16 protein-coding genes are annotated in these 21,906 nt (G+C 64.9%); 7 read left to right on the top strand and 9 right to left on the bottom strand.

Translation table 11 applies throughout. The annotated features are described in order from the left end of the window. Positions 1 to 807: 807 nt before the first annotated feature. The 4 genes from P3H15_RS41195 to P3H15_RS41180 are packed head-to-tail and all read right to left on the bottom strand — an operon-like array spanning position 808 to position 4,369. Positions 808 to 1,206, bottom strand: coding sequence for a Rid family detoxifying hydrolase (locus tag P3H15_RS41195; RefSeq protein WP_276142553.1), 399 nt, complete (start codon positions 1,204 to 1,206; stop codon positions 808 to 810). Positions 1,207 to 1,219: 13 nt separating this feature from the next. Further along, the gene (locus tag P3H15_RS41190) at positions 1,220 to 2,464 is read right to left on the bottom strand and encodes a MalY/PatB family protein (protein ID WP_276142552.1); all 1,245 of its coding nucleotides are present in this window, start codon (positions 2,462 to 2,464) and stop codon (positions 1,220 to 1,222) included. Beyond that, entirely contained in the window at positions 2,461 to 2,934 is a 474-nt protein-coding gene (locus tag P3H15_RS41185) for a DinB family protein (protein ID WP_276142551.1), read from the bottom strand. Before P3H15_RS41185 ends, P3H15_RS41190 begins: the two co-directional genes overlap by 4 nt. 37 nt (positions 2,935 to 2,971) lie before the next feature. After that, positions 2,972 to 4,369 (bottom strand): MFS transporter, encoded by a 1,398-nt coding sequence (locus P3H15_RS41180; protein WP_276142550.1) that lies wholly within the window; start codon positions 4,367 to 4,369, stop codon positions 2,972 to 2,974. Between the two features lie 167 nt (positions 4,370 to 4,536). On the opposite strand from P3H15_RS41180, the gene P3H15_RS41175 reads away from it, so the two are divergent. Beyond that, positions 4,537 to 5,097, top strand: coding sequence for an ABATE domain-containing protein (locus P3H15_RS41175; RefSeq protein WP_276142549.1), 561 nt, complete (start codon positions 4,537 to 4,539; stop codon positions 5,095 to 5,097). A 48-nt stretch (positions 5,098 to 5,145) separates the two neighbouring features. Next, positions 5,146 to 5,616, top strand: coding sequence for a M24 family metallopeptidase (locus P3H15_RS55590; RefSeq protein ID WP_346348834.1), 471 nt, complete (start codon positions 5,146 to 5,148; stop codon positions 5,614 to 5,616). 470 nt (positions 5,617 to 6,086) lie between these two features. Here the strand turns inward: P3H15_RS55590 and P3H15_RS41165 are convergent, their stop codons facing one another. Then, entirely contained in the window at positions 6,087 to 6,638 is a 552-nt protein-coding gene (locus P3H15_RS41165; RefSeq protein ID WP_276142547.1) for a TIGR03086 family metal-binding protein, read from the bottom strand. Positions 6,639 to 8,481: 1,843 nt separating this feature from the next. On the opposite strand from P3H15_RS41165, the gene P3H15_RS41160 reads away from it, so the two are divergent. Then, on the top strand, positions 8,482 to 9,618 hold the full coding sequence (locus P3H15_RS41160; RefSeq protein ID WP_276142546.1) for a Glu/Leu/Phe/Val dehydrogenase: 1,137 nt from the start codon (positions 8,482 to 8,484) through the stop codon (positions 9,616 to 9,618). Positions 9,619 to 10,064: 446 nt separating this feature from the next. After that, positions 10,065 to 10,739, top strand: coding sequence for a TetR/AcrR family transcriptional regulator (locus P3H15_RS41155; protein WP_276142545.1), 675 nt, complete (start codon positions 10,065 to 10,067; stop codon positions 10,737 to 10,739). Between the two features lie 693 nt (positions 10,740 to 11,432). Here the strand turns inward: P3H15_RS41155 and P3H15_RS41150 are convergent. Both P3H15_RS41150 and P3H15_RS41145 read right to left on the bottom strand, forming a co-directional pair. Then, positions 11,433 to 12,950, bottom strand: coding sequence for an NAD(P)/FAD-dependent oxidoreductase (locus P3H15_RS41150; RefSeq protein ID WP_276142544.1), 1,518 nt, complete (start codon positions 12,948 to 12,950; stop codon positions 11,433 to 11,435). Between the two features lie 13 nt (positions 12,951 to 12,963). Continuing rightward, entirely contained in the window at positions 12,964 to 13,827 is an 864-nt protein-coding gene (locus P3H15_RS41145) for an alpha/beta fold hydrolase (protein ID WP_276142543.1), read from the bottom strand. A gap of 750 nt (positions 13,828 to 14,577) precedes the next feature. Here P3H15_RS41145 and P3H15_RS41140 point away from each other — a divergent pair. Next, the gene (locus tag P3H15_RS41140) at positions 14,578 to 16,137 is read left to right on the top strand and encodes a PucR family transcriptional regulator (RefSeq protein WP_276142542.1); all 1,560 of its coding nucleotides are present in this window, start codon (positions 14,578 to 14,580) and stop codon (positions 16,135 to 16,137) included. 87 nt (positions 16,138 to 16,224) lie between these two features. Continuing rightward, the gene (locus P3H15_RS41135; RefSeq protein ID WP_276142541.1) at positions 16,225 to 17,448 is read left to right on the top strand and encodes an aminotransferase class III-fold pyridoxal phosphate-dependent enzyme; all 1,224 of its coding nucleotides are present in this window, start codon (positions 16,225 to 16,227) and stop codon (positions 17,446 to 17,448) included. A 487-nt stretch (positions 17,449 to 17,935) separates the two neighbouring features. Here P3H15_RS41135 and P3H15_RS41130 read toward each other — a convergent pair whose 3' ends face one another. Together P3H15_RS41130 and P3H15_RS41125 are read right to left on the bottom strand one after the other, a co-directional pair. Next, complete coding sequence (locus P3H15_RS41130; protein WP_276142540.1) at positions 17,936 to 19,057, bottom strand: ABC transporter ATP-binding protein; 1,122 nt, start codon at positions 19,055 to 19,057, stop codon at positions 17,936 to 17,938. A gap of 155 nt (positions 19,058 to 19,212) precedes the next feature. Then, positions 19,213 to 20,487 carry an aspartate aminotransferase family protein gene (locus P3H15_RS41125; RefSeq protein WP_276142539.1) on the bottom strand — a complete coding sequence of 425 codons (1,275 nt, stop codon included), beginning with the start codon at positions 20,485 to 20,487 and terminating at the stop codon, positions 19,213 to 19,215. Between the two features lie 378 nt (positions 20,488 to 20,865). Between P3H15_RS41125 and P3H15_RS41120 the strand changes: the two genes are divergently transcribed. Continuing rightward, positions 20,866 to 21,903: an extracellular solute-binding protein gene (locus tag P3H15_RS41120; protein WP_276142538.1), complete on the top strand. Its 1,038-nt coding sequence runs from the start codon at positions 20,866 to 20,868 to the stop codon at positions 21,901 to 21,903. Positions 21,904 to 21,906: the final 3 nt, after the last annotated feature.

Below are 21,906 nucleotides of genomic sequence, written 5' to 3'. Positions count from 1 at the left end.
CGCTGTGGGATGGCAGCATCGGGCGAAACTCGGCGCGTACGACGGCCTGCGTCAGGGGGGCATGCCCGGGCGGTGGGTGGGGTGGTGCGGTGATGGGTCGGTAGCTCCATCGGTGAGCCGTAGACTCATGATCCATTGGTCGCGGGTTCGAGCCCCGCCGCCCCACCGCGTTCATCGCCAACGCCGCCCGAAAGGTTCGCGGATGAACGAGGCCAGGCCGCTGTGCCGGCAGATCGACTGTGCGCGAAACGGCGACGGGTGGTCCTCCGGTCGGGAGGTCGTCCTGCAGGGAGTGCACCGTTTCTGGTGTGGCGACGTCCCCGGATACTCCGGTGTTCTCAGGTGCAGTCGCGGCAGGTCGGCTGTGCGGGGTTGGCGAGGCGGTTGTGGTGGTGGAGGGTTGTGCTGGTGCGGGTGAATTCGTCGGGCTGTTTGGGGGGTGTGGGTGGTGAGGTCTTCGCTGGGTGGGTCGGCGGCGGGGGGTTCGAGGGGTTCGGCGGTGTCGGTGTTGTCGGTGTCCTCGCGGTTGACGGTGGGGGATTGGGTGTTGTTTCCGGTTGGCGGTGAGTTGTTCGGGGGGGTCTGTCGTCGTGTCGGATCGGTGGCCTGGGGGGTCGTCGGGGGTGGGCGGGACCGTATTCCTGTCGGTATCGGATGTGGCGCGAGGCCCCGGCGACCTTCCGTGCCTCGCGCGTGAGCATCGCTTGGGCGTCGGAACGTCCGGGGGGTGCTGACGCGTTGGGCTGGTTGAGGTGGTGGGATGTGAGGGCGGTTGCACTTGTCCGGTCCGGTGCACCGTGTCGGCGGTTATGGCGGTCCCGGGGTTCTGGTGGCGACGACCTCGATTTCCACGAGGGCATCGTGGTGGGGGAGTGCGTGTACGGCGATGCAGGATCGGGCGGGTTTGACGCCGGTGAAGGTTTCGGCGTAGATGGCATTGACGGCGGCGATGTCTTCGATGTCTGTGAGGAAGATCGTCGTTTTGACGACGTGCTCGAGGGAGCTGCCTGCGGCCGTGAGCACTGCGGCCACATTCGCGAGGGCCTGCCGCGTTTGGGCCTGTGGATCGCCCGGTGCGACGAGCTCGCCCGTGTCGGCGGTCAGGGGTAGTTGCCCGCTGCAGAACACCAGGTCGCCGACCTGGATGCCCTGGTTGTAGAGATGCGCCGCGGTTGGTGCGTGGGTGGTGGCGATGGCGGTGGTCATGTGCATCGGTCCTTTACCTCTGGGTGCAGGGGTCGTGTTCGGTGGTTGGCGCGGCGGGGTCTATGTGTTGGTCGCGCAGTGCGCTGGTGATGCCGGAGAGCACCCGGTCGAGCAGGGCCTGCGAGGTGGCGAAGTTGATCCGGATGAATCGGTCACCGGTCTTCCCGAAGGGGACACCGCCGTCGACGAGTACGTGCCCGGCGCGGCGGATGCGGTCGATCGGGTCGTCGACCGGTAGGGCCGAGACGTTGATCCAGCTGAGATATGTGGCCTCGGGCGGGTGGTGCCGGGCAGTGGGCAGCGCCCGGGTCAGGATGTCGTGGACCCGGGCGCGGTTGCGGTCGAGGACGCGGAGGAGGGTGTCCTGCCATGCCTGCCCGTGCTGCCACGCGGCGAGGGAGCCGACGATCCCGAGAACCGACACCGCGCCGTAGAGGTCGGGGGGTTCGTTGTCCCGGACCGTCAGCAGGTCCGTGGGGCCGTAGTGCAGCACCGCGCAGCGCAGACCGGCGAGGTTGAACGCCTTGCCGGCGGAGGTGACGGTCACGGTCCGCGATGCGGCGTCCTCGCTGATCGACGCGAACGGGATGTGCCGGTGCGGTTCGTAGATCAGTTCGGCGTGGATTTCGTCGCTGATCACCAGTAGGTCGTACCGTTCGGCGAGGTCGGCGATGCGTTCGAGTTCGCCGCGGGTGTGTACTCGACCCGTCGGGTTGTGTGGGTTGACGAGGACGAGCACCGTGGGCCGGTGCCGTGCCAGGGTGCTCGCGAACTCGTCGAAGTCGAGCGCCCACCCGTCCTCGGTGTCGACGAAGGGGAATTCGACGGTGCGCCGCCCCATCGTCTCGATCGTCGCCAGGAACGGGGGGTAGTTCGGGGTCTGAATGACCACCGCATCTCCGGGTCGGGTACCGAGACGAAGGATCAGCTGCAGCGCCTGGATCAGATCGGTCTGCTCCCGCACGTGGGCGGGGTCGATCTGCCAGCCGTAGCGGTCGGACATCCGCCGCGCGAACTCGGCACGCAACGGGGTCCCGCCCGACCAGTTCGGGTAGCCGAGGTCGCCGCGGTCGATGACGTCGGTCAGTGCATCGCGTATCTGCGGGGCGACGGGAAAGTCCATGTCGGCGACCCAGGCCGGGAGTGCACCGGCGTCGACGGCGCGCGCCCATTTCACCCCGGTGCGCCGGGACAGGTCGCCGAGGTCGAGGTCGTCGAACCCGGGGAACCGGGGGCGCGGTGTGGTCGGGGTGCTCACAGTGCCGCGTCCGTCGGGACGGTGGACAGGGCGTCGCGGGAAACCTCGACCTGTCCGTGGTGTTGGGCGAGTTCCTCGAGAACGTGGAGGAGGACCCCGATCGGGGTCAGTTGGCGGCTCGGCCCCTCGTAGTCGGCCGGTGGGGTGTTCGTCAGCGGCGCAGCGGGGTCGAAGCCGTCGAGGTCGCTCTGCAGGTTCGCCCGCAGGGCGGTGATCGTGCGGGTGAGGTCGGCGATGGTTCCCCGGGCGGTGAACTCGGCGTCACGGTCGCGGGTGCTCTCGCGGCCGCCGATCAGGTGGCCGATCCAGTAGTCGGCGACCTCGGTGCAGTGGTAGGTGATGGCCCAGGGGGAGTTCGCGCCGTCGAAGGGGGGTGCCTGATTGGCGCGCTCGTCGCCGAGTTCGCCGAGGACGGCGAGCATGCCATCGAGGGCGCGGTCGAGGAAGTGCAAGTATTCGTCGGTGTTCACGGGATTCGCTTTCGTTGTGGTGGGAATGTGGTGAGGGTCAGTGGATCTGTTCGAGGACGGCGTCTTTCGTTTCGGGGAGGCGGGTGAGCACGATCAGCGCGCCGATCGCGAACAGGACCGCGCTGGTGGAGAACACCAGGCCGGTGCCGCCGAAGCCGAGCAGGAAGGGGACCGCGATGGGGCCGAAGACCGAACCCAGCCGGCCCAGGGCGGTGGCGGAACCGACTCCCGCGCCGCGGCTGCGGGTGGGGAACAGTTCGGGGGTGTAGGCGAAGATCGAGGAGAACATGCCGAAGAAGAAGAACTGCAGGAACGATCCGGCGAGGATCAACTCGAAGGTGCCCGAACTCTGGCCGTAGAAGAAGGCGGCGATGCCGGATCCGATGGTGTACCCGGCGAGGCAGTATCGTCGTCCGATCCGCTCGATCAGGTACGCGGCCGAGAGGAATCCGGGGATTCCCCACAGGGCCATGGCGAGGACGAATCCGATGCTCTTGGCGACGTCGAGGCCGTTGTCGGTCAGGAGCTTGCCGATCCAGGTCGTCAGCCCGTAGTAGCCGGTCATCAGGCAAAACCACACCGCCCATACCGTCAGGGTGCGCGCTGTGTGTGCGGGAAGGAACAGTGCGCGGAACCCGCCCCGGTCGGTGGTCTCCCCGTGTGCGCCGGGCACGGGCTCGGGTTCGGGCAACGGCCGGCCGGTCGCCTCGCGCACCGCGCTTTCGATCGAGGCCAGGGTGCGCTCCGCTGCGGCCGCGTGGCCCCGGGAGACCTGCCACCGCGGTGACTCCGGCAGGTTCCGGCGAATGATCAGGGCGATCACGGCCAGGCCGGCCTGCATGAGAAAGAATCCGCGCCAGCCGAACGTGGAGGCGACCAGGAGGTAGGACACGGCGCCGGCGGTGATGAATCCGATCGGCCAGGCCCCCTCGAGCAGGGCGGCGTAGCGCCCGCGCTTCGACGACGGCATGAATTCGGCGAGGATCGCGGCGGCCACCGGGAACTCCGCTCCCATGCCGACGCCGAGCAGGAATCGGAAGGTGAGCAGGGATTCGAAGTTCCAGGACAGGGCGAGTCCGACGCTCGCCAGGCCCCAGGCGACGATGCTGTATTTGAAGACCCGCTGGCGGCCGAATCGGTCGGCGATGGCGCCGGCTCCGACGGCGCCGAAGAACATTCCGGCGAAGCTTGCGCTGCCGAGTACCCCTGTCTGTGCTGCGGTGAGCGAGAAGTGGTGGCTGATCGGTGACAGCAGGAATGTCATGGCGCCCAAATCGATCGAGTCGAAGAACCAGGCGGTGGCAATCACGAGGAAGAGGTTCCGCTGGACACGACACCACGGCAGTCGTTCCATCCGGGCGGCGATCGTGGCGGTGGTCAGTGCAGGCGCGGTGGGGCCTCGGGTCGGCGCGGGGGCGTGCGCATCGTCGTACATGGAATCCGGGCTCCTTTGGTGAGAACGCTGTTGGTGGGAACGCTGTGGGAATGAGTTCCGTCGCCGCCACCGAGACGAACCGGCCACAGTGACGTCACCGCCCTAGGGGGTGACGGGAATCATGGAAGAAGTTTGAACTCGTTCGCGTCACCTGTCAAGATGGTGACGTGAACGAGTTCGTGTATGTGAGTGGACGGCACTGCCTGGACTTCGCCGGCACCATCCTCTGGCGGCGCACCCTGCGCACCGAGCTTCTCGAGACGCCGGCCGACTTGCAACGGTGGGTGACCGGGGCGCACCTGTGCGACGAGATGGCGTCGCCCTCGACCGACGACGTCCACGACGCGCTGCGACTGCGGGAAGCGATCTACGGCGCCGTCGGTGCGGCGCTGACCGGCAGCACCCCTCGCGCGACCGAAGCGGAGGTCGGCCTCCTCAACACCGCCGCCGCGGGACCGCTGCCCACCCTCACCCTCACCCGCGAGGGCCACACGACCTCCACCGGCACACCCGGCAACACGCTGAGCCTCCTCGCCCGGGACGCCATCGAGCTGATCGGCTCCCCGGAAATGGCGAAGGTCAAGGAATGCTCGAACCCCGACTGCACCCGACTGTTCGTCGATCTCTCCCGCGGCTTCTCCCGCCGCTGGTGCGGAATGGCGGAGTGCGGCAACCGGATCAAAGCGGCAGACTACCGCCGTCGCAAGAAACTGCAGAACATCGAGTAGCGCGACAGGCGTCACGACCGACCGCGGTCCCCTCGACCTCCGTATGGTATGGCCAGTACATCCCCAAACAGGTCGGGGCCGCCGGTCTCGGTGACGACGGTGAGCGCTGCAAAGAAACGCGGCATCGTTCGGCGACGACGTATCGCACACTGTCGCGGTCGTTCCCCGTGTGACGATGACCGTCTCCCAGTTCTGGAGCCGACGGTTTGTGCCCGCCTCGTGCGGGGTCTGATCGCCCCTTGCGCTTCCGAATCGCAGGTCAGGGACGGGGTTCGGGACCTGGCGGACGAGATGTTCGGCACGCGCCGGTGCTGGCACAAGCGGATCGTCCGTTCCGGGGGCACCACGCTCGAGCCGTACCGGTCGAATCCGCCGGATCTGACGATCGCTGACGATGACGTCGTCTTCCTCGATTTCGGGCCGATCTTCGAGGGGTGGGAGGCCGGTTTCGGATGCACCTGTGTGCTGGGCGACGATCGCGCTGCGCGACGCTGTGGAGCCGGTGTGGCAGCGCGGTAGCGGTTGTTTCATGCCCACCCGGACATCACGTGCGCAATTGTGTGGTGCTGATGGTCGAACTGGCTGGTGAGGCGGGGGTTCGAGTCCGGTCTCCGATCTCCGATTGCTGGTCATCGGGTCGGGGAGTTCCCGCACGAGAAGATCGCCGGGGACAGTTGTTCTCGTATGGCACCCTGCGTGTGCGGGAGGTGCAGGTGGCGATGTTCGGGCGGGAGTGGGCTGCCGGGGACGGGGCGATCGCCGGGTGCCGGTTCGGGGAGGTGGTGATCCGGTGGTGATTGCCCGCAGCGGCAGCGGTCGGCATCCGTTCCCCTCGCCCGCCGGTTCCTCGTCGTGGATTGAGGGTTCGGTGTTCTCTCTCGGCACAGCCGATCTCGCCGCGCGGAGATGACGGTGCGGCGGCTGCCGGATTCTGGCCACCGGCAGTAGGGCCGGGCGGCGGACTCTGTGCGCCACGGAAGTTCGTTCTGTTAGGTGGTTCGGCCCAGGAAGTTCAACAGCTGGGTCTGGGCGTCGGCGTTGTCTGTGGGCGCCACCTTGGCCCCGAAGGCGTGGGGGAGCCGGATCCGGTCGTCTTCTGCGACGAGAAAGGTTCGGGCCAGCTCGACGGCCTCGGGGTCGAGGTGTTCGTCCTGCCCGGTGGCGCGCGCGAAATCCCAGGTATGAATCAGCGTGTCGGCGCATGCCATCCGCCGGACGAAGTGCTCGAAAGGCAGGTTGCCGAACTCGGCACCCAATACCTGCTGGGCGGTCGCCTCCGTCTTGAGGGCGGTCTGGACCCGGGCCGTCGCCTCCAGCCATGCGGCCACCACGTCCTCCCCGGCGGTCGGCACCCGGTAGTCGTGTCCCCGGAGCCCTGCGCAGGCCCGTCGGTGGTTACCCACCACATGGGCGGCGACGTCCCAGGCGGTCCAGCCCGGGCAGGGGGAGGCCGAGTTCCAGCGGTCCTGCGGGCAGTGAAGGAGTCGATTGGTGAAGTTCTGCGCCACGCGTGCGTACAGGCTGGTGATACTCGATCCCATTCCCACACCGTACGTCACCCGCACCTCACCGGATCTGTGCTGGTAGAGGGCAGTTTTTGCGCACGCAGCGGTCCGCACCGGCCGCAGACTGAGCCTGAGCCGGGCGATCTTCCGCCCCCGACCGGGGGGCTCCGGGGCCGGATGCCGCGCCGTGACGATGTGCCCCGAGACCGTGTCGGCGCTGACGGGGAGCAGGTGCGATGAGGGGGGCTGACCGCGGTGTGTCTCGGTCGGTCCGTCGGCGCGGTGGTTGCCGAGGCAATGCTGCGCGGCCGGGGCATCCCGCCGGACCGGATCATCGGCGCGCGGGCCGTGGGCCGATACGTCGTTGACGGGACTGGTGCTCGAGCGGGGATGTGGAGGTGGCGGCCTAGGGGTGGCCAGGCGGAGCATCATCGGGCTCGGCCGGGACGCCCTGGCTGACGGCGTGCCCGTGGGTGGGGCTGCGTGCTGACCTGCCGAACCGTGGGTCGACATCTGTGGCCCACCCGATCCTCGCGCCGGGGCTGCATGATCTGTGCCGGCACGGACGCGTTGAAGTCGCGCTCAGGGTGGTCGACGGACGAAAAACCGCCGACGCGGACGGTGGTGTGGTCGGTGCCGGTCGATGCCGGCGGATGGGCCCGAGAGAGGGTGCTCGCCGCTTCTTCACGATGGTCGATCCGCCGTGGGGATGATGCGGCGACGTGCGGGGTGACGCCGGCTGATCGAAAGTGAGCACCCGCGGTTCTCGGCCGGTGCGCGACCCGCTGGTGTCGCGAGGGGCAAGTTGTCCCGGTGCCTGGTGCTCATCGCGGTGGTGTGTGGAGTTGTCTCCGCTCGTGTGTACGGTGCTGCAGTCGGTTTCGGGTGCACCGTGTGTGTGCGGTGCGGAGGAGAATGATGCCGGCTGTGGGTGAGCGCATTCCGAATGCGGTGCCGCGGCCACGTCGGTGTTCTCCGGGCTGCTGGGGATGTGGTGGATCGGTGGGATGACGATCTTCTCGACGAGGAGAGGCGCGGGCGGATCCTGGCGGTGACCCGGCGGATGGGGGCGCTGCCGGAGGACATGCCGGCGCTCGGGCAGGCGCACGAGGATGGGCTTCTGTTCTGTTGGAGTGCACCCGAGGGCGGGTGGCATCTGACCGTCCGGGAACGGGGCCGACTGCTGTCGGATCGCCGCACCACCGGTCCGGAGGAGTTCGTGTTCTGGGTGGCGCAGTGGTGTCCGAGCGGATTTCGCTGCGTATGCATCCCCCGGAGCAGCCCGGTGTGCGTTCCGCGTCCTGGGCGCCCGGTATCAACTGTGGGCGGATATCGATGCCGGGTGGGCCGATGCGTGGCTGCACATCACCCGCACAGCATTGTCGGTGGCCGGGTGCCGACCGGACCGTACTGGACATGCTGCTACCCGGTCCGTAGACGGCCGGCAGCACCCGGAGCGGGTAATGACCGGGCGGACGGTGGGTATCCGCGGGACCGAGGTCGTGCTGGCGGTGAGGACGAGCGGCCTCCCGGGTGTGGTCGGAGAATTTCTCGCGCGACGCATTTTCGTGACGGTTCGGTGCGTGCGTCCCCGCGGGTGGTACTTCGAGGACTGTGGATGCGCCGCGGCCACGGTCCCAGCGTTCTGGTCCCGATCCGGATGGTTTGTCGATGTGCCCTAGGAACAGCGTTATTTCTGGTTCTGTTGCCTAGGGCGATGCAGTGGTTGCCGGACCAACATGGGCTCATGACCGCAACCGTCCATCTCGTTGGTGACACAACTGCCCTTGCTGCAGCTCGATCCCAACTCTCCGATGCGTGCCAAGTTCTCGGATTGGGAGGGGGTGTATACGACATGCTCGCGGTTCCGAGGCGGGAGATGACCGTCTCCATTCCGTTGCGGCGCGACGATGGCAGCGTCGAGGTCCTCATGGGACACCGAGTCCAGCACAATCTTTCGCGAGGGCCGGCCAAGGGGGGTCTCCGGTACAGTCCCCATGTCAACCTCGACGAGGTACGGGCGCTGGCGATGTGGATGACGTGGAAGTGCGCTCTCGTCGATGTTCCGTACGGCGGGGCGAAGGGCGGCATTGCATTCGATCCGCACAACTACTCGGAGGCCGAGCTCGAGCGCGTGACCCGGCGCTACACCAGCGAGATCGGAACCTTCATCGGACCTGAACGCGATATCCCCGCACCCGACATCGGCACGGACGAGCAGACGATGGCCTGGATGATGGACACATACTCGGTCGGCCGTGGTCACACCGTGCTCGGCTCGACGACCGGTAAGCCACTACGTCTGGGGGGTTCACTCGGACGCAGCTCGTCCACATCGCGCGGAGTAGTCCACATCGCCCTCGCGGCGCTGCGGCACCGGGGTATCGATCGCGCCACGGCGACGGCTGCGGTCCAGGGCTTCGGCAAGGTCGGTCGAAGTGCCGCCCGCTTCCTCGCCGAAGCAGGGCTGCGGGTCGTCGCGGTGAGCGATCAATTCGGGGCCACTGTCTGCAGGGAAGGACTCGCTCTCGAGCTGCTGGAGAAGCACGTCGACGCAACAGGTTCCGTCGTCGGGTTCGCGGGAGGTGAGGAACTCGACCCGGACGGCCTGGTACTCCTGGATGTCGATCTGCTCGTGCCCGCAGCGATCGAGGGCGTCATCGACCTCGACAACGCTCCTCTGGTGCAAGCCAGCGTCATCGTCGAGGGCGCAAACGGCCCGACCACTCCGGACGCGGACCGGATCCTCGAGGCGCACGGCGTGCTGGTTGTTCCGGACATTCTGGCCAATGCCGGAGGAGTGATCGTGTCCTACTTCGAGTGGGTTCAGGCGAACCAGGCGTACTGGTGGACCGAGAAGGAGGTGCAAGCGCGGCTGGCGGAACGGATGGAGTGCGCCTGGGACTTTGTGCTGCGATACGCCGACGCACATTCGCTGTCGCTGCGAACAGCCGCGACGTGTCTTGCGGTGGCGAGGGTCGCGGAGGCCCACCGCCTTCGGGGGCGCTACCCGTGACCAGGATTGCCGGACTTCAGCTCGTGGCCGGTCGCAACTGAGGAGGTTGCCTCTCCGGTGGAGTCAGTCTCGGGCGTTGCACACTGTTCGATCCCGTTCAACAGGATTTGACGTCGGGTGTAGTGGACTGCCACCGGATATGCGTCTCAGAGGAGCGGAGTCCTCCGCGCGGCGGGCCGCATTTACGCTCGGGATGGCGTCGATGCGGCCATTGGTGCACTGCAATCGGTTTCACCGCGCTGCCGACGGATGCACGCGACCGTGTCGGGGACGCCATCGCCGTCGTGACGACTCAGCGGGGGATCAAGCCCGGCCTGCGTAGGATGGTCGGGCGGGGCGAGCTTCGGGCGGTGAATCATGGGCTGAGAGTGATAGTGTACCCCCATGAATTGCGGGAGATTCGACGGTGAGTGTGTCCCGCTGGCTGTCTCGAGGTGGGTTGTGTTATGACGTTGCTTCGTGGGTCTGTTCCTGATGGGCCAGTTGGGCAACGTGAGCTTGCCAAACTGGATCGAAAGCAGCGAATTGCCGATGCTGCGGCTCGGCTGCTCCTCGAGTTCTCATTCGACGAGATTACGACAAAGGCAGTGGCTGCGGCGGCGAATATTGGCGAGGCCACCCTCTTTCGGTACATCAACAGTAAAGAGGAGTTGCTGACAATTGTCTATGGGGATCAGCTTGACTCGGTGCTTAATCGTATCGAGCAGGATGATGCTGTAGCCGCCGCCCACCGGCATGTCGAGGGGGCTTCCTCGGCGGCGTTCTATGTCTCTCGTGTTTTACACTCTTACCAGGTTCGCTGCGATTTTTACCTGCTGAACCCGGTAAACGCGGCGCTATATTTACGTGAGGGTTTCAATCCCGGTTCCAGTGAGAGCGCTCGCCACCTTGCTCAGGGCGATCGGACTATCCGGTTGACCACGCACATCCTCCGTGAGGGGCAGTCGGATGGGGCGATAATTGAATCGGTGGATCCCGGGATTGTGGCCCAGAACTGTCACGGTACCTACATTCACGAAATTGACCGCACGCCAGTTCGTAATTTTGATCCCGCGTCCATCTGGGAACGGCTGGAGCCGAGGTTGCGCGCCCAGCTTGTGCCACTCGCGATCCGAACGTGACAGTGCGGAGCGTTGAACGGCGATCACCGGTCGCGAGCCCGAACTTGTGGAGTGTGCACCCGCCGGCAGGCCCCTGCGCCTATGGACGCGGGGCCCGCTCCTGGTGAGCTCCGCGCGGGTGTCGGGGTACGCGTTGTGGCCGGCGAGTGTGGGTGCCGCACTAGTGGAGCGCGGTCATCTGCTGGCGGTCGTGCCAGTGCTTGGGCACGAATCTGGTGCTCGCCGCGGTCGACCTACGCCGCAGTGGTGGTGTGATGTGCGTGCTGGGAGTCGGATCATTGACAGAAACAACGGGTTTCAGGATGCACCTGGTTACCCGGTGGGCAGGTCCCGCCAGACGCCTCCCAACGCAGGCCCTGAACGACAAGGCCTGCGTTGCGAGGAGGTGGTGAGCGGGGCGGACGAACCCGAGCGGGATCGCCCACTCTGTAGCAAAACGAGGGAGGATGCCCTGTTCGTGGCTCTCGGGCGTGCCGCTACGGGCTGTCGCTCACCTGCACCGCCGGTGCCGAACGGTGCACAGACCGGCCAAGTAGCTCTGCGCCGTCGCAGACGGACCACGCACCTCAGAACCCGACGCCGGCACCCTCACCAGGGCCCTTCGTTGAGCTCACCAGGGCCCTTCGTTGAGGTCGTGTTCCCGGTGCACGGTGGTCGAGGTGCTCGTGGTCAGTCCGGTCACCAAAGCGACTATCACCTCGTCGCATCCACCACTGCGTCCGAAACCTGATACGAGGCGAGATCGAAGGTTCCGTTCTCGCGACGGAACTGGCTCATGAAGTCCGGCCACAGTGTGGTGAGCCGGCCGCTGCGGGGATGCAGATACCAACTCGCGCAGCCACCGGCCACCCACACCGAGCCCTCGCTGCGGTCATAGATCGACTGGACGTAGGCTTCCTGGGTAGCAGGATCGGGTTCGATGACGAGATCATCACGCAGGATGGCCTCGATCCCGCCTCGGATGTAGTCGATCTGGGTCTCGACCATGTAGATGATCGAGCCTGCTCCCAGGCCGGTGTTGGGGCCCAGCATCACGAACAGGTTGGGGAAACCGCTGACCGTCGCACACGCGAAGGCTTTGCCACCTTCCTGCCATTGCTCCGAGAGGACCTCGGCGTTGCGTCCGCGAATGACCTTCGCGATCGGTAGATCTGCCGCCTCGAAACCAGTGGCGACGACGAGGACATCGAGATCCACGTGCTCGCCGTTGGCCAGCACGACACCCGTGGTGTCGATGCTCGCAATTCCCGCCGTTTCCAGTGTCACGTTCTCCTGAGAGATGGCGGGATAGTAGTCGTTTGAGATCAGGATACGTTTGCAGCCGACCTCGAAGTGGGGGGTGAGTTTCTCGCGGAGGTCAGGATCACAGACTTGAGCGTGCATGTGTCCTAGGGCTGTGTGCCGGATCTGGTCGATGAAGGTCGGAACCCGACGGCGCTGCGGAAGGCGGGACTCGTTCTCCCAGAACAGGTGGTCGCGAAGACGTTGAGCGACTTTCGGGAGTCTGCTGACCATTCCCTTCTCTGCGGCGGAGTACACATGGTCCCGGCGCGGAACAATGTACGGCGCGGAGCGTTGAAAGACGGTCAGGTGGCCGGCCACCTTCTGAATCTCCGGCACGATCTGGATCGCCGAGGCGCCGGTGCCGATAACGCCGATCCGCTTGCCTGTGAGATCGGCATCGTGATTCCACCGAGCGGAGTGGAAGATCTGGCCTGCGAAAACCCCGATGCCGTCAATGTCGGGGTAAGCGGGATCGGACAGATGACCTGCGGCCGAGACGAGAACCGGGGCCGTGAAGATACCGGTGGGTGTCGTCACCGTCCACATCGCGTCGGCGTCGTCCCAGACTGCATCAGTGACCGTCGAGTTGAAGTGAATATGAGGGTAGATACCTTCTTCTCGTGCGGTGTCTTGGAGATATCTCCGGATCTCGGGTTGGGTGGCATACACGCGCGACCAGTGAGCGTTGGGGCGGAACGAGTAGGAGTAGAGGTGCGACTGGATATCGCACGCGGCTCCGGGGTAGGTGTTGTCACGCCAGGTCCCACCGACGTCGCCGGCCCGCTCCAGCATGACGAAGTCGGTTTCTCCCGACCGTCGAAGCTGCACTGCCAGGCCAAGTCCCGAGAATCCTGTGCCGATGATGATGACCTGTGCTCTCTCGATTCCGACGCCGTCGTCGCTGGAGGAGTGTGGTGTGATGGTCATGGGCCGTGCCTTTCTATGCGTGGTCATTCTCGAGTACTCCGCCGGCAGCGACTGCATGCGGCTCGCGCACGAAATCGTCGATCAGTATGAAGACTTCCGACGGGCGTTCGGTCAGTACCCCGTGTCCGGAGTCCACTTCGACCAGCCGTGCGTCAGAAATCGCCCCGAACAGGAGGTAGGAGTGCCGGATCGGTGCTACTTGGTCCTGTGTGCAGCCGATGACGAGTGTGGGAGCGGTGATACTTTCGGCCGCGTCGGAGATGTCGACAGACCGGTTGAACCGCATTTTCGCGGCACGGTCCGGACCACCCGTGAGCACCTTGTGCCGTTCGTTCTCCAGTTCGTGGGGAAGACGAGAGTTGACGAATTGCTGACTGTACTGGGTAAACACGGTGAAGTCGGCGAGCGCCCGATGTCCACTGTCGTGCAAGGCGAACCATACGTCGTTTCGCAGGCGTTGCTGTGTATCGGTTACCAGCCAGCCGGCGATCAAGACGAGGTTGTGCACGGCAGTCGGGTTCTCCGCCGCAGTTTTTGCGGCGATGACAGCGCCAAATGAGTAGCCGACGAGCTCGACCGGCGTCTCGGGTGAGACGGTCCGGATGACGGCGGATACCTGGCTGACGTAATGCGCCGCCATCTCGTCGGGGCCCAGTTCCTCAGTCGGATCGACAAACTCGAAAGCAACTACGCGATGTCGCATGGCAAGCATGGGGAAGAGTGCCCAGAAGTTCCCCTCGGCACTGCCGCCCGTCCCATGGCAGAGCACGACGGTGCGCTCCGACTGGCTGATGTGCTTGTGCCCCGAGTCGTAGAACTTCACTTCCTGATCTCCGACCGTGACACCACCGACTGTGACACCTGGAAAGAACGCCATCGTTTCCTCACTTCCGACCGATTTAGTGAGAGCGTACTCCACTTTTAGTCGGTTCATCAAGAGGTTCAGGTGAAGCTATGGCTTTCACCAGCTTGATTGATCCTCCACCCTGTTGAAGTGGTGTGTCATTTGAGTGAGAGTTGCGGCGGTGGTTATGCGGAGTACGCTCTCGGAGAGCTTGGGGTGGGAAGTGGATCGCGCAGACCTGCGCGCGTGTGGGCGGGAGGCGTAGCATCGCGATGGCTGCTACTCGGGAACTTGCTGAATCTGGCGTGTTAAGCGCAGTGCCACAGCGTATTTGGCGCGTCCTCGTGCGCGAGCGTGCGCCCGATCCCCTGAATCGAGGATTCGGCGCGGGAGACACTATCCGGTAGTGGGCGCCAGATGCGCGACGACAATGGGTGCGGCAGCGACAAGGAGAACGCCCGCGTCCGGGCGCGGTCTTTCAGGATGGCGGTCACGCGGACACGCCGCAGGAACCGAACATCTCTGGGGGGTCGGCGAACGTGCGTGGACTCGCCACGACTCACGGTTGGTTCGGCATTGTCGAACCCCTTGTGCGGTCGGCCGAGATCAGCGGTCACCACGGTAATCGCCACTCCGACCGCAGTGTCCGGACCTCGACCGCTTGGTGGGTGGCTGCAGACACAAATCCTTGGGCGCTACATAATGGTAGCCACAAGCGCAGCGGGATCCCGGCAACGATCAGCTGGCGCGCTCTTTTCTTCGACTCCATGGGGAGCAAACGCCATGACAATCACTGTCCGTCAGCTCGTCGAGCTCGGTCATCTCGGGCTCTCGGTCTGCGCGGGGGAGCGAGGTCTGGGACGGTCGGTGACCTGGGCGCACGTCTCACAGCTCGAACAGCCCGCTCAATGGCTCGAAGGCGGTGAGCTCCTCATCACCACGTCCGGGGTCGGTTGGCCGACGGCACCGGAGAGTCAGCGCGACTACGTCGAGAAGTTGATCGACCGCGGGGCTGCAGGGCTTGCGGTGGGCCGTCGGCAGCTCACCACCCGCGATGCCGCAGACGGTGCAGGTGGCCGCGATGTTCCAGCCGCGATCGACCCTACCGTTCTCGGACTCGCCGACACGGCGGGGTTTCCCCTGCTCGAGATTCCATACGACATCCCATTCAGCGCAATTACGAAGGTGGTCGCGGCGTCCAACGTCGGGGCCTTACGCGACGGACTCGTCGACCACCTCCGCATCCTGGAGACAATGCGCAGCACGACCGAGCGAGGTCTGTCGGTGGACGAGGTCTTCGACCGGCTCGAGAATGCGGCGCGATGCGACTTGTACTTGTGCGACCCCGAAGGAGAACGACTGCTGCCGAGCATTCCTCCGCCACCGGCGAGTCTGCTCGAGCATCTGCCCCTGAAGGTTGGTACCTCGCCGGTTTTCGACGGCGGCTACGCCGTACCAATCGTGCTGGCCGGAGAGGTGACTGGCTATCTGTTGGCGCGGGAGAAACGCCCGGGCTCTGCCCGGCTCGCGAGCGTTCAGCACGCATCGACGATCGTCGCGGTCGAACTGAGCAACGCCTTCCGCGGATGGGAGGTCGAGAGACGCGAGGGTGCGGAGACGCTCTTCATGCTCCTGACCGGCGAGGTGTACGCGGGAGCCCAGGCGCGTCGGCTCACCAAGGGGGGATTCGACATCGATCGCCGGCTTGTGCTGCTGGCCGTCGATCAGGCAGAAAGTCTCGACGCCGCCCTGAACTATCGGCTCCGCAGCCGCGGCATCACGCACCAAATGCTCCGACGTCAACACCTTTTCGTACTGTGCGCGGATGAGGAGGCCACGCTCGAACTCATCGGTTCGGCGCCCGGCGTGCGACATGTAGGTGCAAGTACACCGCTGTCCGTCGACGGCCCGCTGATGGTCGCCGAGCGTCAGGCGCAGTGGGGCCTGGGGCTGGCACGTCGCTGGCGCGAGCGCATCGTTCGCTACTCGGAGCGAGAGCGTCTGTCGGGCTGGCTTCCGCTCGAGGAATCGCAACTGGAACGTATCGTTGCGGAGATCCTGGGCCCGATCATCGAGTACGACCGCGCGCATGACTCTGATCTGATCCTGTCGCTGCGCACACTCCTCGCGCAGGATCGACGTCACGACAGGACTGCGGCGGCACTGCACATCCATACGCACACCCTTGCCTACCGACTCCGCAACATCGAGCGCATCACGAACCGCAAGCTCACCCGAGTCGACGACATCGTCGACTTGTCGCTCGCGTTACGCGCCGAGGACTTGCTCCAAGGTTTCCGGGACGACCATGGTCGCTCGGCCCGGCGCGCTGTCGATCCGTAGACGTATGGCTCCGACGACAGATTTGTCAGGGGTCGTTGGCTCGGCGGCCACTACTCAGGGAGGTTGTCCACTGCCAGCATTGGGCGCATGACAGTGGTGGACGATCATTTGTTAGCACGGAAGGTACTTCCGGGAGGTGCCGGCCGGACCGGCCTGTTCGTCGGCGGGCGTGTCCCACCGGCAGCCGTTCGTGGTGTCGGGTGCCGACTTCTCGACGAGACCGGTCGGTGGATCATCGATGCGCACAACAACTTTACCGTGCTGATCCACGGCCATGGATATGCTCCAGCCGTCAATGCGGTCGTCTCCCTGGCCGAGTCGGGTTCCTTTTGCTTCGGGGTGCCGCACACCACCGAGTACCAGTTGGCCGCGATGATCGCCGATCGAATCGAGAGTGTCGAACAGGTCCGCTTCACCAATTCCGGTACGGAGGCGGTGCAGACCGCAATGCGTCTGGCGCGAGCCAGCACCGGCAGGTCGACGATTGTCGGCGTGGGCGGTGCGTATCACGGTTCGGGGGATGCAGCTTTGGCAATCTCCGGGGGGTACCAGAAGGCCGGAATCCCGGCGGAGGTCAGCGCCTTGAGTCGGCCGGTGCCCTTCAATGATGTCGACGCGCTCGAGGCCGCCGCAGCGGAGGCCGGTGACGACCTGGCCATGATCATTGTCGACTTGATGGCCAACTACACCGGGCTGCGCCAGTTGTCCGACGAGTATCTGCGGGCGGCGCGGCGGTTGTGCGACACCACCGGCGCGATGTTGGCGTTCGACGAGGTCGTCTCGTTACGCCATCATGTCGGTGGTCTGCAGGCGGCGGTGTCGGTGCGGCCCGACCTGACAACCATGGGCAAGATCATCGGAGGCGGTCTGCCAGTCGGTGCAATCGGGGGCAACACTCGGGCGATGGCATTGCTGGACCCGACGCGGCCGGGCGCGATCTATTCGTCCGGGACGTTCACCGGGAACCCGTTAACAATGGCAGCTGGTCTGGCCACCCTCGAAGGGCTGGATTCCGCCGCGATCGAGCGGATCAATTCCCTGGGCGCTCGGCTGCGGGAGTCGTTGGGTGCCCGGTTGCCCGAGGGATGGGGCGTTCGTGGGTATGGTTCACTCGCGCGAGTCCTTCGTGCTGATGATTCCGCGGCGCCAAGTGCGTTCTTTTGGAAGGCGCTCGATCATGGACTGCTGGTGACTCCTGCGGCGCTGGTGGTGATTTCAACCGCAATGGACGACGGTGTGATCGACGAGATCGTCGAGAAGCTGGTCGCGGCAGCTCGGGAGGTCACCGAAACGGAGCAGTCCATCAGCTGAGTTCACATCCAGTGGCAAGGCCCTCGATACCCCCGTCAGAGGTATCGGGGGCCTCGCCGTCTACCCGCATTGGTTTGAGGAGTCGCTGGCAGCGGATCTCCGGGCGGAGCATCGGTCCGGGTGCGCGAGAACATGGCATCTGCTGCAGGGCTGCATCGGCCGCCCGAAGCACGGTTTTACCCTGCATGGCCCACGCCGCGGCAGCTGCACGGGTCGGGCGATGCCGAGCGGGACTGGTGATGCGCGGGATCAGGGCTCAAAGGACAGCTGCACCCCCGTGGTGCACGGTGGCACGTGCCCTATGCAGATGCCGCTGGGCGAGATGACAGCGTCGGGGTGTCGGACGCCGTCATGCCTGACCTGAGCCGTATCACCAAGCCTCACCTGGTTCGCTGGGCTGGAGTCGAGACTGTTCGCGGCACACCAGGCTGTGGGCGGTGACTCCGATCGCGCCTACAGCCTGGTGTGGCGCAGTGCCTCGCGTCAGTCACGACCCGGACAAGATCGCCTTACCGAGATGGCTGCTCGGCGGTACGACGAAGGCGTCCTTCTCGTCGAACGTCAGTTCCACCGTCGACCCAATCGCCGGCACGTTGATCATTCCCGCCGGAAGGGCCACAGTCCAGGTCGCTCCGGCCTCGAGGTCAACGACGAGCTTGCTTGTCGCACCGAGATATACGACGTCGCGGACGTAACCCCGCAGCACGTTGCCGGCATACGAATCCGACTCGCGCACAATCCGGGTCCGTTCCGGTCGAATCACGAGAGTCGCCGCGGACCCGTCCGCCACCTCCGAGCGTCGTCCGCGGAGGGCAAGGGATCCGTAAGACACCGCCGTGGTGGCATCGTCATGCCGGGCTACACCGTCGAGCATGTTCGATTGTCCGAGGAAGCTGGCGACAAACCGTGAGGAGGGACGCTCATAGAGGTCGGTCACGCTTCCCATCTGCTCGATCCGGCCCTCGTTGAACAGGGCGATGCGATCGGACATGACCAAGGCCTCCTCCTGGTCGTGGGTGACACAGACCATGGTGATGCCGAGGTCGCGGTGCAACTCTTTGAAACTGAGTTGCAATGCCTCGCGGAGTTTCTTGTCCAGGGCACCCAGGGGTTCGTCCATGAGAAGCAACCGCGGTTTGAAGACAGTGGCGCGGGCTACGGCTACGCGCTGCTGCTGACCGCCGGACAGCTCACGGGGCAGCCGGTTGGCGTACTTGGTGAGTTGCACTTTCTCCAGCGACTCCGATACCGCCCGGGCGATTTCGCTCTTCGCGACTCTCCGTTGGCGAAGCGGGTACGCAATGTTGTCTGCGACGGACATATGCGGAAACAACGCATAGTGCTGGAAGACCATGCCGATGTTGCGACGGTGGGGTGGAAGTGCGCTGATCTGGGTGCCGTCCATGCGGACCTCACCCTCGGTCAGATCGACGAACCCCGCGATCATGTTCAGGGTTGTCGTCTTGCCGGATCCGCTCGGGCCGAGAAGGGTAAGGAACTCGCCTGGTTTGATGTGTAGATCAAGCGAATCCACAGCCGGCGGTGCGTCGCCGTAGCGCTTCGTGACGCCTATGACATCTACACTCGCGCCTGAAGTTGATGGGTCCATCGGTATTCCTCGTGTTTCTCCGCGACTATTGCAACAAAACTTGGTGGGGGCGTTGGTCGAGCCAGACGCGCGTAGCGCTGAGTCGATTGTGATCTGCGGTGGGTGGACGGAGTGCGTCACCTCTTTCCAACTCGAGTCGACCTGACGGTCTGACCTCAAGACTGGTCTGCCTTCTGTACTACTGCAACAGCCTCGCTCAGTGCCGCGGCCGCGTCATCGATGAGCTCCTCTGTCATGGGAGTGGAGATTGCCGCGACGCCGTGTTTGGCCACAAAGATTCCGCGTTCGTATGCAGCCCACCACAATCGCCGTTGGGATTCCGCGACAGCGGCCGAGTCCGGCAGGCCGAGAGGGTATAGCCGCGACAGAGATCCCTGCCCTCGTGGTTCCCACCCGTAGGTGGCGAATGCGGTGGCGAGTCCGGCGCGGAACCGGTCGCCGAGCCGGGCGAGTCGCGCGATTTCGCTCTCGTCGAGCAGGTCGAGCACCACACTTCCCGCCGCCATGGTGGGCGGGTTCGCCGAGCAGGTGCCACCCCCTTCCAGGCCCGTGGAGCTGAACACGTCGAGTTCCCGCATCCACCGCGCCTTCCCCACGACGGCGCCGGCGGCAAGCCCGCCGCCAATCGTTTTTCCCAGTGCGACCATGTCTGCCGGCACCGAGCGGGCGGTCGTCAGGCCACCGGTGTGCAGGCGGAAACTCACGACCTCATCGACGATGAGTGCTGCACCGAACTCGTATGCGAGGCTCGCCGCAGCGTCGATGAATTCGTCGGAGGGTGGAACCATGCCGACCCGGTTGGGCAGTAGGTCCAGGACAATGGCTGCGATGCGACCGTCGCTCTGACGAACTGTTCGCTGGAGTGCATCGACATCGTCGAAAGGAACGACCAGCGTGTCGGCGAGCGTGGACTTCGGCACCCCTCTCGCCGCGTGCGGTCCACCGGTCGAAAGGACCGTGTCGTTCCATCCGTGGTAGGAGCCGCGGACGACGACGATGGGGTCTCGGCCGGTTGCCGCTCGCGCTACTCGAATCGCGAGCATGGTTGCTTCGGTGCCTGAGTTGACGTAGCGGACTTGGTCCATAGCGGGGAACCGCCGTAGCAGGCGCTCACCGTGTCGAATCTCGTAGCGATGCGACATTCCGAACGAGCAACCGTCGGCAGCGGCATCGGAGATCGCCTGAACGACGTCTGGATGTGCATTTCCCAGAATGTTCGCGGTGAAGTTGTTGTTCATGTCGAGGACGCGACGATCGTCCTCGTCGATAATCCAGCAACCCTCGCCGCGTGCCACCATCGGCGCCCATGGCGCTACCGCCATCATTCCGCGCCCGAAGCCGCCGGGCAGAAGTGGGTGTCCTGTCGGTCCGACGAACTGCTCGGTGAGGGGCACGTGAGTCGCAGGATCAAGACCTTCACTGACTGTCATATTTACTCCAGATCGGATTGCAGAACCGTTACTGCATCGTACGGTGCGTCGAATGTCAATGACAAGGGTGCTCGACGGGTGGGAACCGAATTCCGTATGGCGCGCAATCGAGGGTGCCACGCGGGAGTTTTGGGGTTTGGGCGATGCGTCTCCCATGGAAAATGCAGGTGTGAAGCGCACGATGGCGACTCCGCTCGGGGTCTCGGACGGGGCCCGTGGGTGGCTTGCGGAAAGGGATCGAGCCCCTCGGGTCTTGACGATGTTGGCTGCAGAACCGATACTGCTATTGGGTTGGTGCGCATCCTGCTCGCTTTGTCCACCCGACTCGCGTGTGAGTTTGATCGCCCACGCCAGCTCTTAGATCGAGGAGAAGGCCCCGTGAATGCACGTTGTTTCAACTTGGCGGCGATAGCCGCATTGCTCGCACTGACAAGTTCTGCTTGTGGTTCGTCGTCAACCACAACGAATTCCGACGCGATGACATTCGCTGGATTCGGCGGGGCGCTGCAGGCCAGCCAGACCGAGGCATGGTTTGAACCGTTCGCTGCTGCCAATGGCATCAAGGTCGACCAGACACAAAATTCTGGAGTGGCGCCACTTCAGACGCAGATCCAGAGCCGGAACGTCCAGTGGGACGTCGTCGAGGACGCGGCCTTCCAAGCCAACTCCGGGTGCGGCACCCTCTACGAAGAAATCCCGGACGTCGACCGCAGCCAGATCGATCCGAAGTTCCTCACCAATGATTGCGGCGTACCGATCGTCGAGTTCTCATGGGTGCTCGCGTACAACTCCAAGAAATATCCGACTCCGCCTACATCGGTCGGTGACCTGATCAATACGAAGGACTTCCCGGGCAAACGTGGAATCAGCTCGTCGGCAGTCGACGGTCCCCTCGAAGCGGCCTTGCTCGGCGACGGGGTATCTGCGGACAAGTTGTATCCGCTCGACTACGAGAGAGCGATTTCGACGCTCGACACCGTCAAGAACGATCTCGTTCCGAAAGATTCGTACGCCGAACTCCAGGACGGTCTGGTATCCGGCAACCTGGACATGGCGCTGATCCCGAACGGACGGGCCTTCGATGCCAGCAAGGTCAATCCGGACATCAAAGTCGTCTGGAAGGACGCGATCACCTTCTATGACAACGCTCTGGTCGTGAAGGGTGCGCCGAACGCCGAAGCCGCCAAGTCCTTTCTCGCCTACGTCGCCAAGCCGGAAACCCAGGCGGCGCTCTCGCAATTGCTGCCCTATGGCGTGCTCACCTCCGGTGCGCCGCCCCAGGTGCCCAGCGAGATGGAGCCCTTCTATCCGGACAGCCCGAGCCATGCTTCCGAGCTCGTGTATCAGGACTCGACGTGGTGGTCTGAAAACCAGGATGCCGCTACCGCGGCTTGGACGAACTTCATCTCGGGGTGATCT

It is taken from the genome of Rhodococcus sp. T2V, assembly GCF_029269925.1.
Classification (GTDB): Bacteria; Actinomycetota; Actinomycetes; order Mycobacteriales; family Mycobacteriaceae; genus Rhodococcus_F; species Rhodococcus_F koreensis.
The sequence above is the reverse complement of the archived record's forward strand: the minus strand, read 5'-3'. Positions and strand labels throughout refer to the sequence as shown.

What these genes read in the sequence shown, in the direction of transcription:
- P3H15_RS41180 (WP_276142550.1), bottom strand. Translation starts at nt 4,369, where the DNA reads ATGTACGACGATGCGCACGCCCCCGCGCCGACCCGAGGCCCCACCGCG.
- P3H15_RS41130 (WP_276142540.1), bottom strand. Translation starts at nt 19,057, where the DNA reads ATGGACCCATCAACTTCAGGCGCGAGTGTAGATGTCATAGGCGTCACG.
- P3H15_RS41140 (WP_276142542.1), top strand. Translation starts at nt 14,578, where the DNA reads ATGACAATCACTGTCCGTCAGCTCGTCGAGCTCGGTCATCTCGGGCTC.
- P3H15_RS41195 (WP_276142553.1), bottom strand. Translation starts at nt 1,206, where the DNA reads ATGACCACCGCCATCGCCACCACCCACGCACCAACCGCGGCGCATCTC.
- P3H15_RS41145 (WP_276142543.1), bottom strand. Translation starts at nt 13,827, where the DNA reads ATGGCGTTCTTTCCAGGTGTCACAGTCGGTGGTGTCACGGTCGGAGAT.
- P3H15_RS41150 (WP_276142544.1), bottom strand. Translation starts at nt 12,950, where the DNA reads ATGACCATCACACCACACTCCTCCAGCGACGACGGCGTCGGAATCGAG.
- P3H15_RS41160 (WP_276142546.1), top strand. Translation starts at nt 8,482, where the DNA reads ATGACCGTCTCCATTCCGTTGCGGCGCGACGATGGCAGCGTCGAGGTC.
- P3H15_RS55590 (WP_346348834.1), top strand. Translation starts at nt 5,146, where the DNA reads ATGGCCAGTACATCCCCAAACAGGTCGGGGCCGCCGGTCTCGGTGACG.
- P3H15_RS41165 (WP_276142547.1), bottom strand. Translation starts at nt 6,638, where the DNA reads ATGGGATCGAGTATCACCAGCCTGTACGCACGCGTGGCGCAGAACTTC.
- P3H15_RS41155 (WP_276142545.1), top strand. Translation starts at nt 10,065, where the DNA reads ATGACGTTGCTTCGTGGGTCTGTTCCTGATGGGCCAGTTGGGCAACGT.
- P3H15_RS41125 (WP_276142539.1), bottom strand. Translation starts at nt 20,487, where the DNA reads ATGACAGTCAGTGAAGGTCTTGATCCTGCGACTCACGTGCCCCTCACC.
- P3H15_RS41135 (WP_276142541.1), top strand. Translation starts at nt 16,225, where the DNA reads ATGACAGTGGTGGACGATCATTTGTTAGCACGGAAGGTACTTCCGGGA.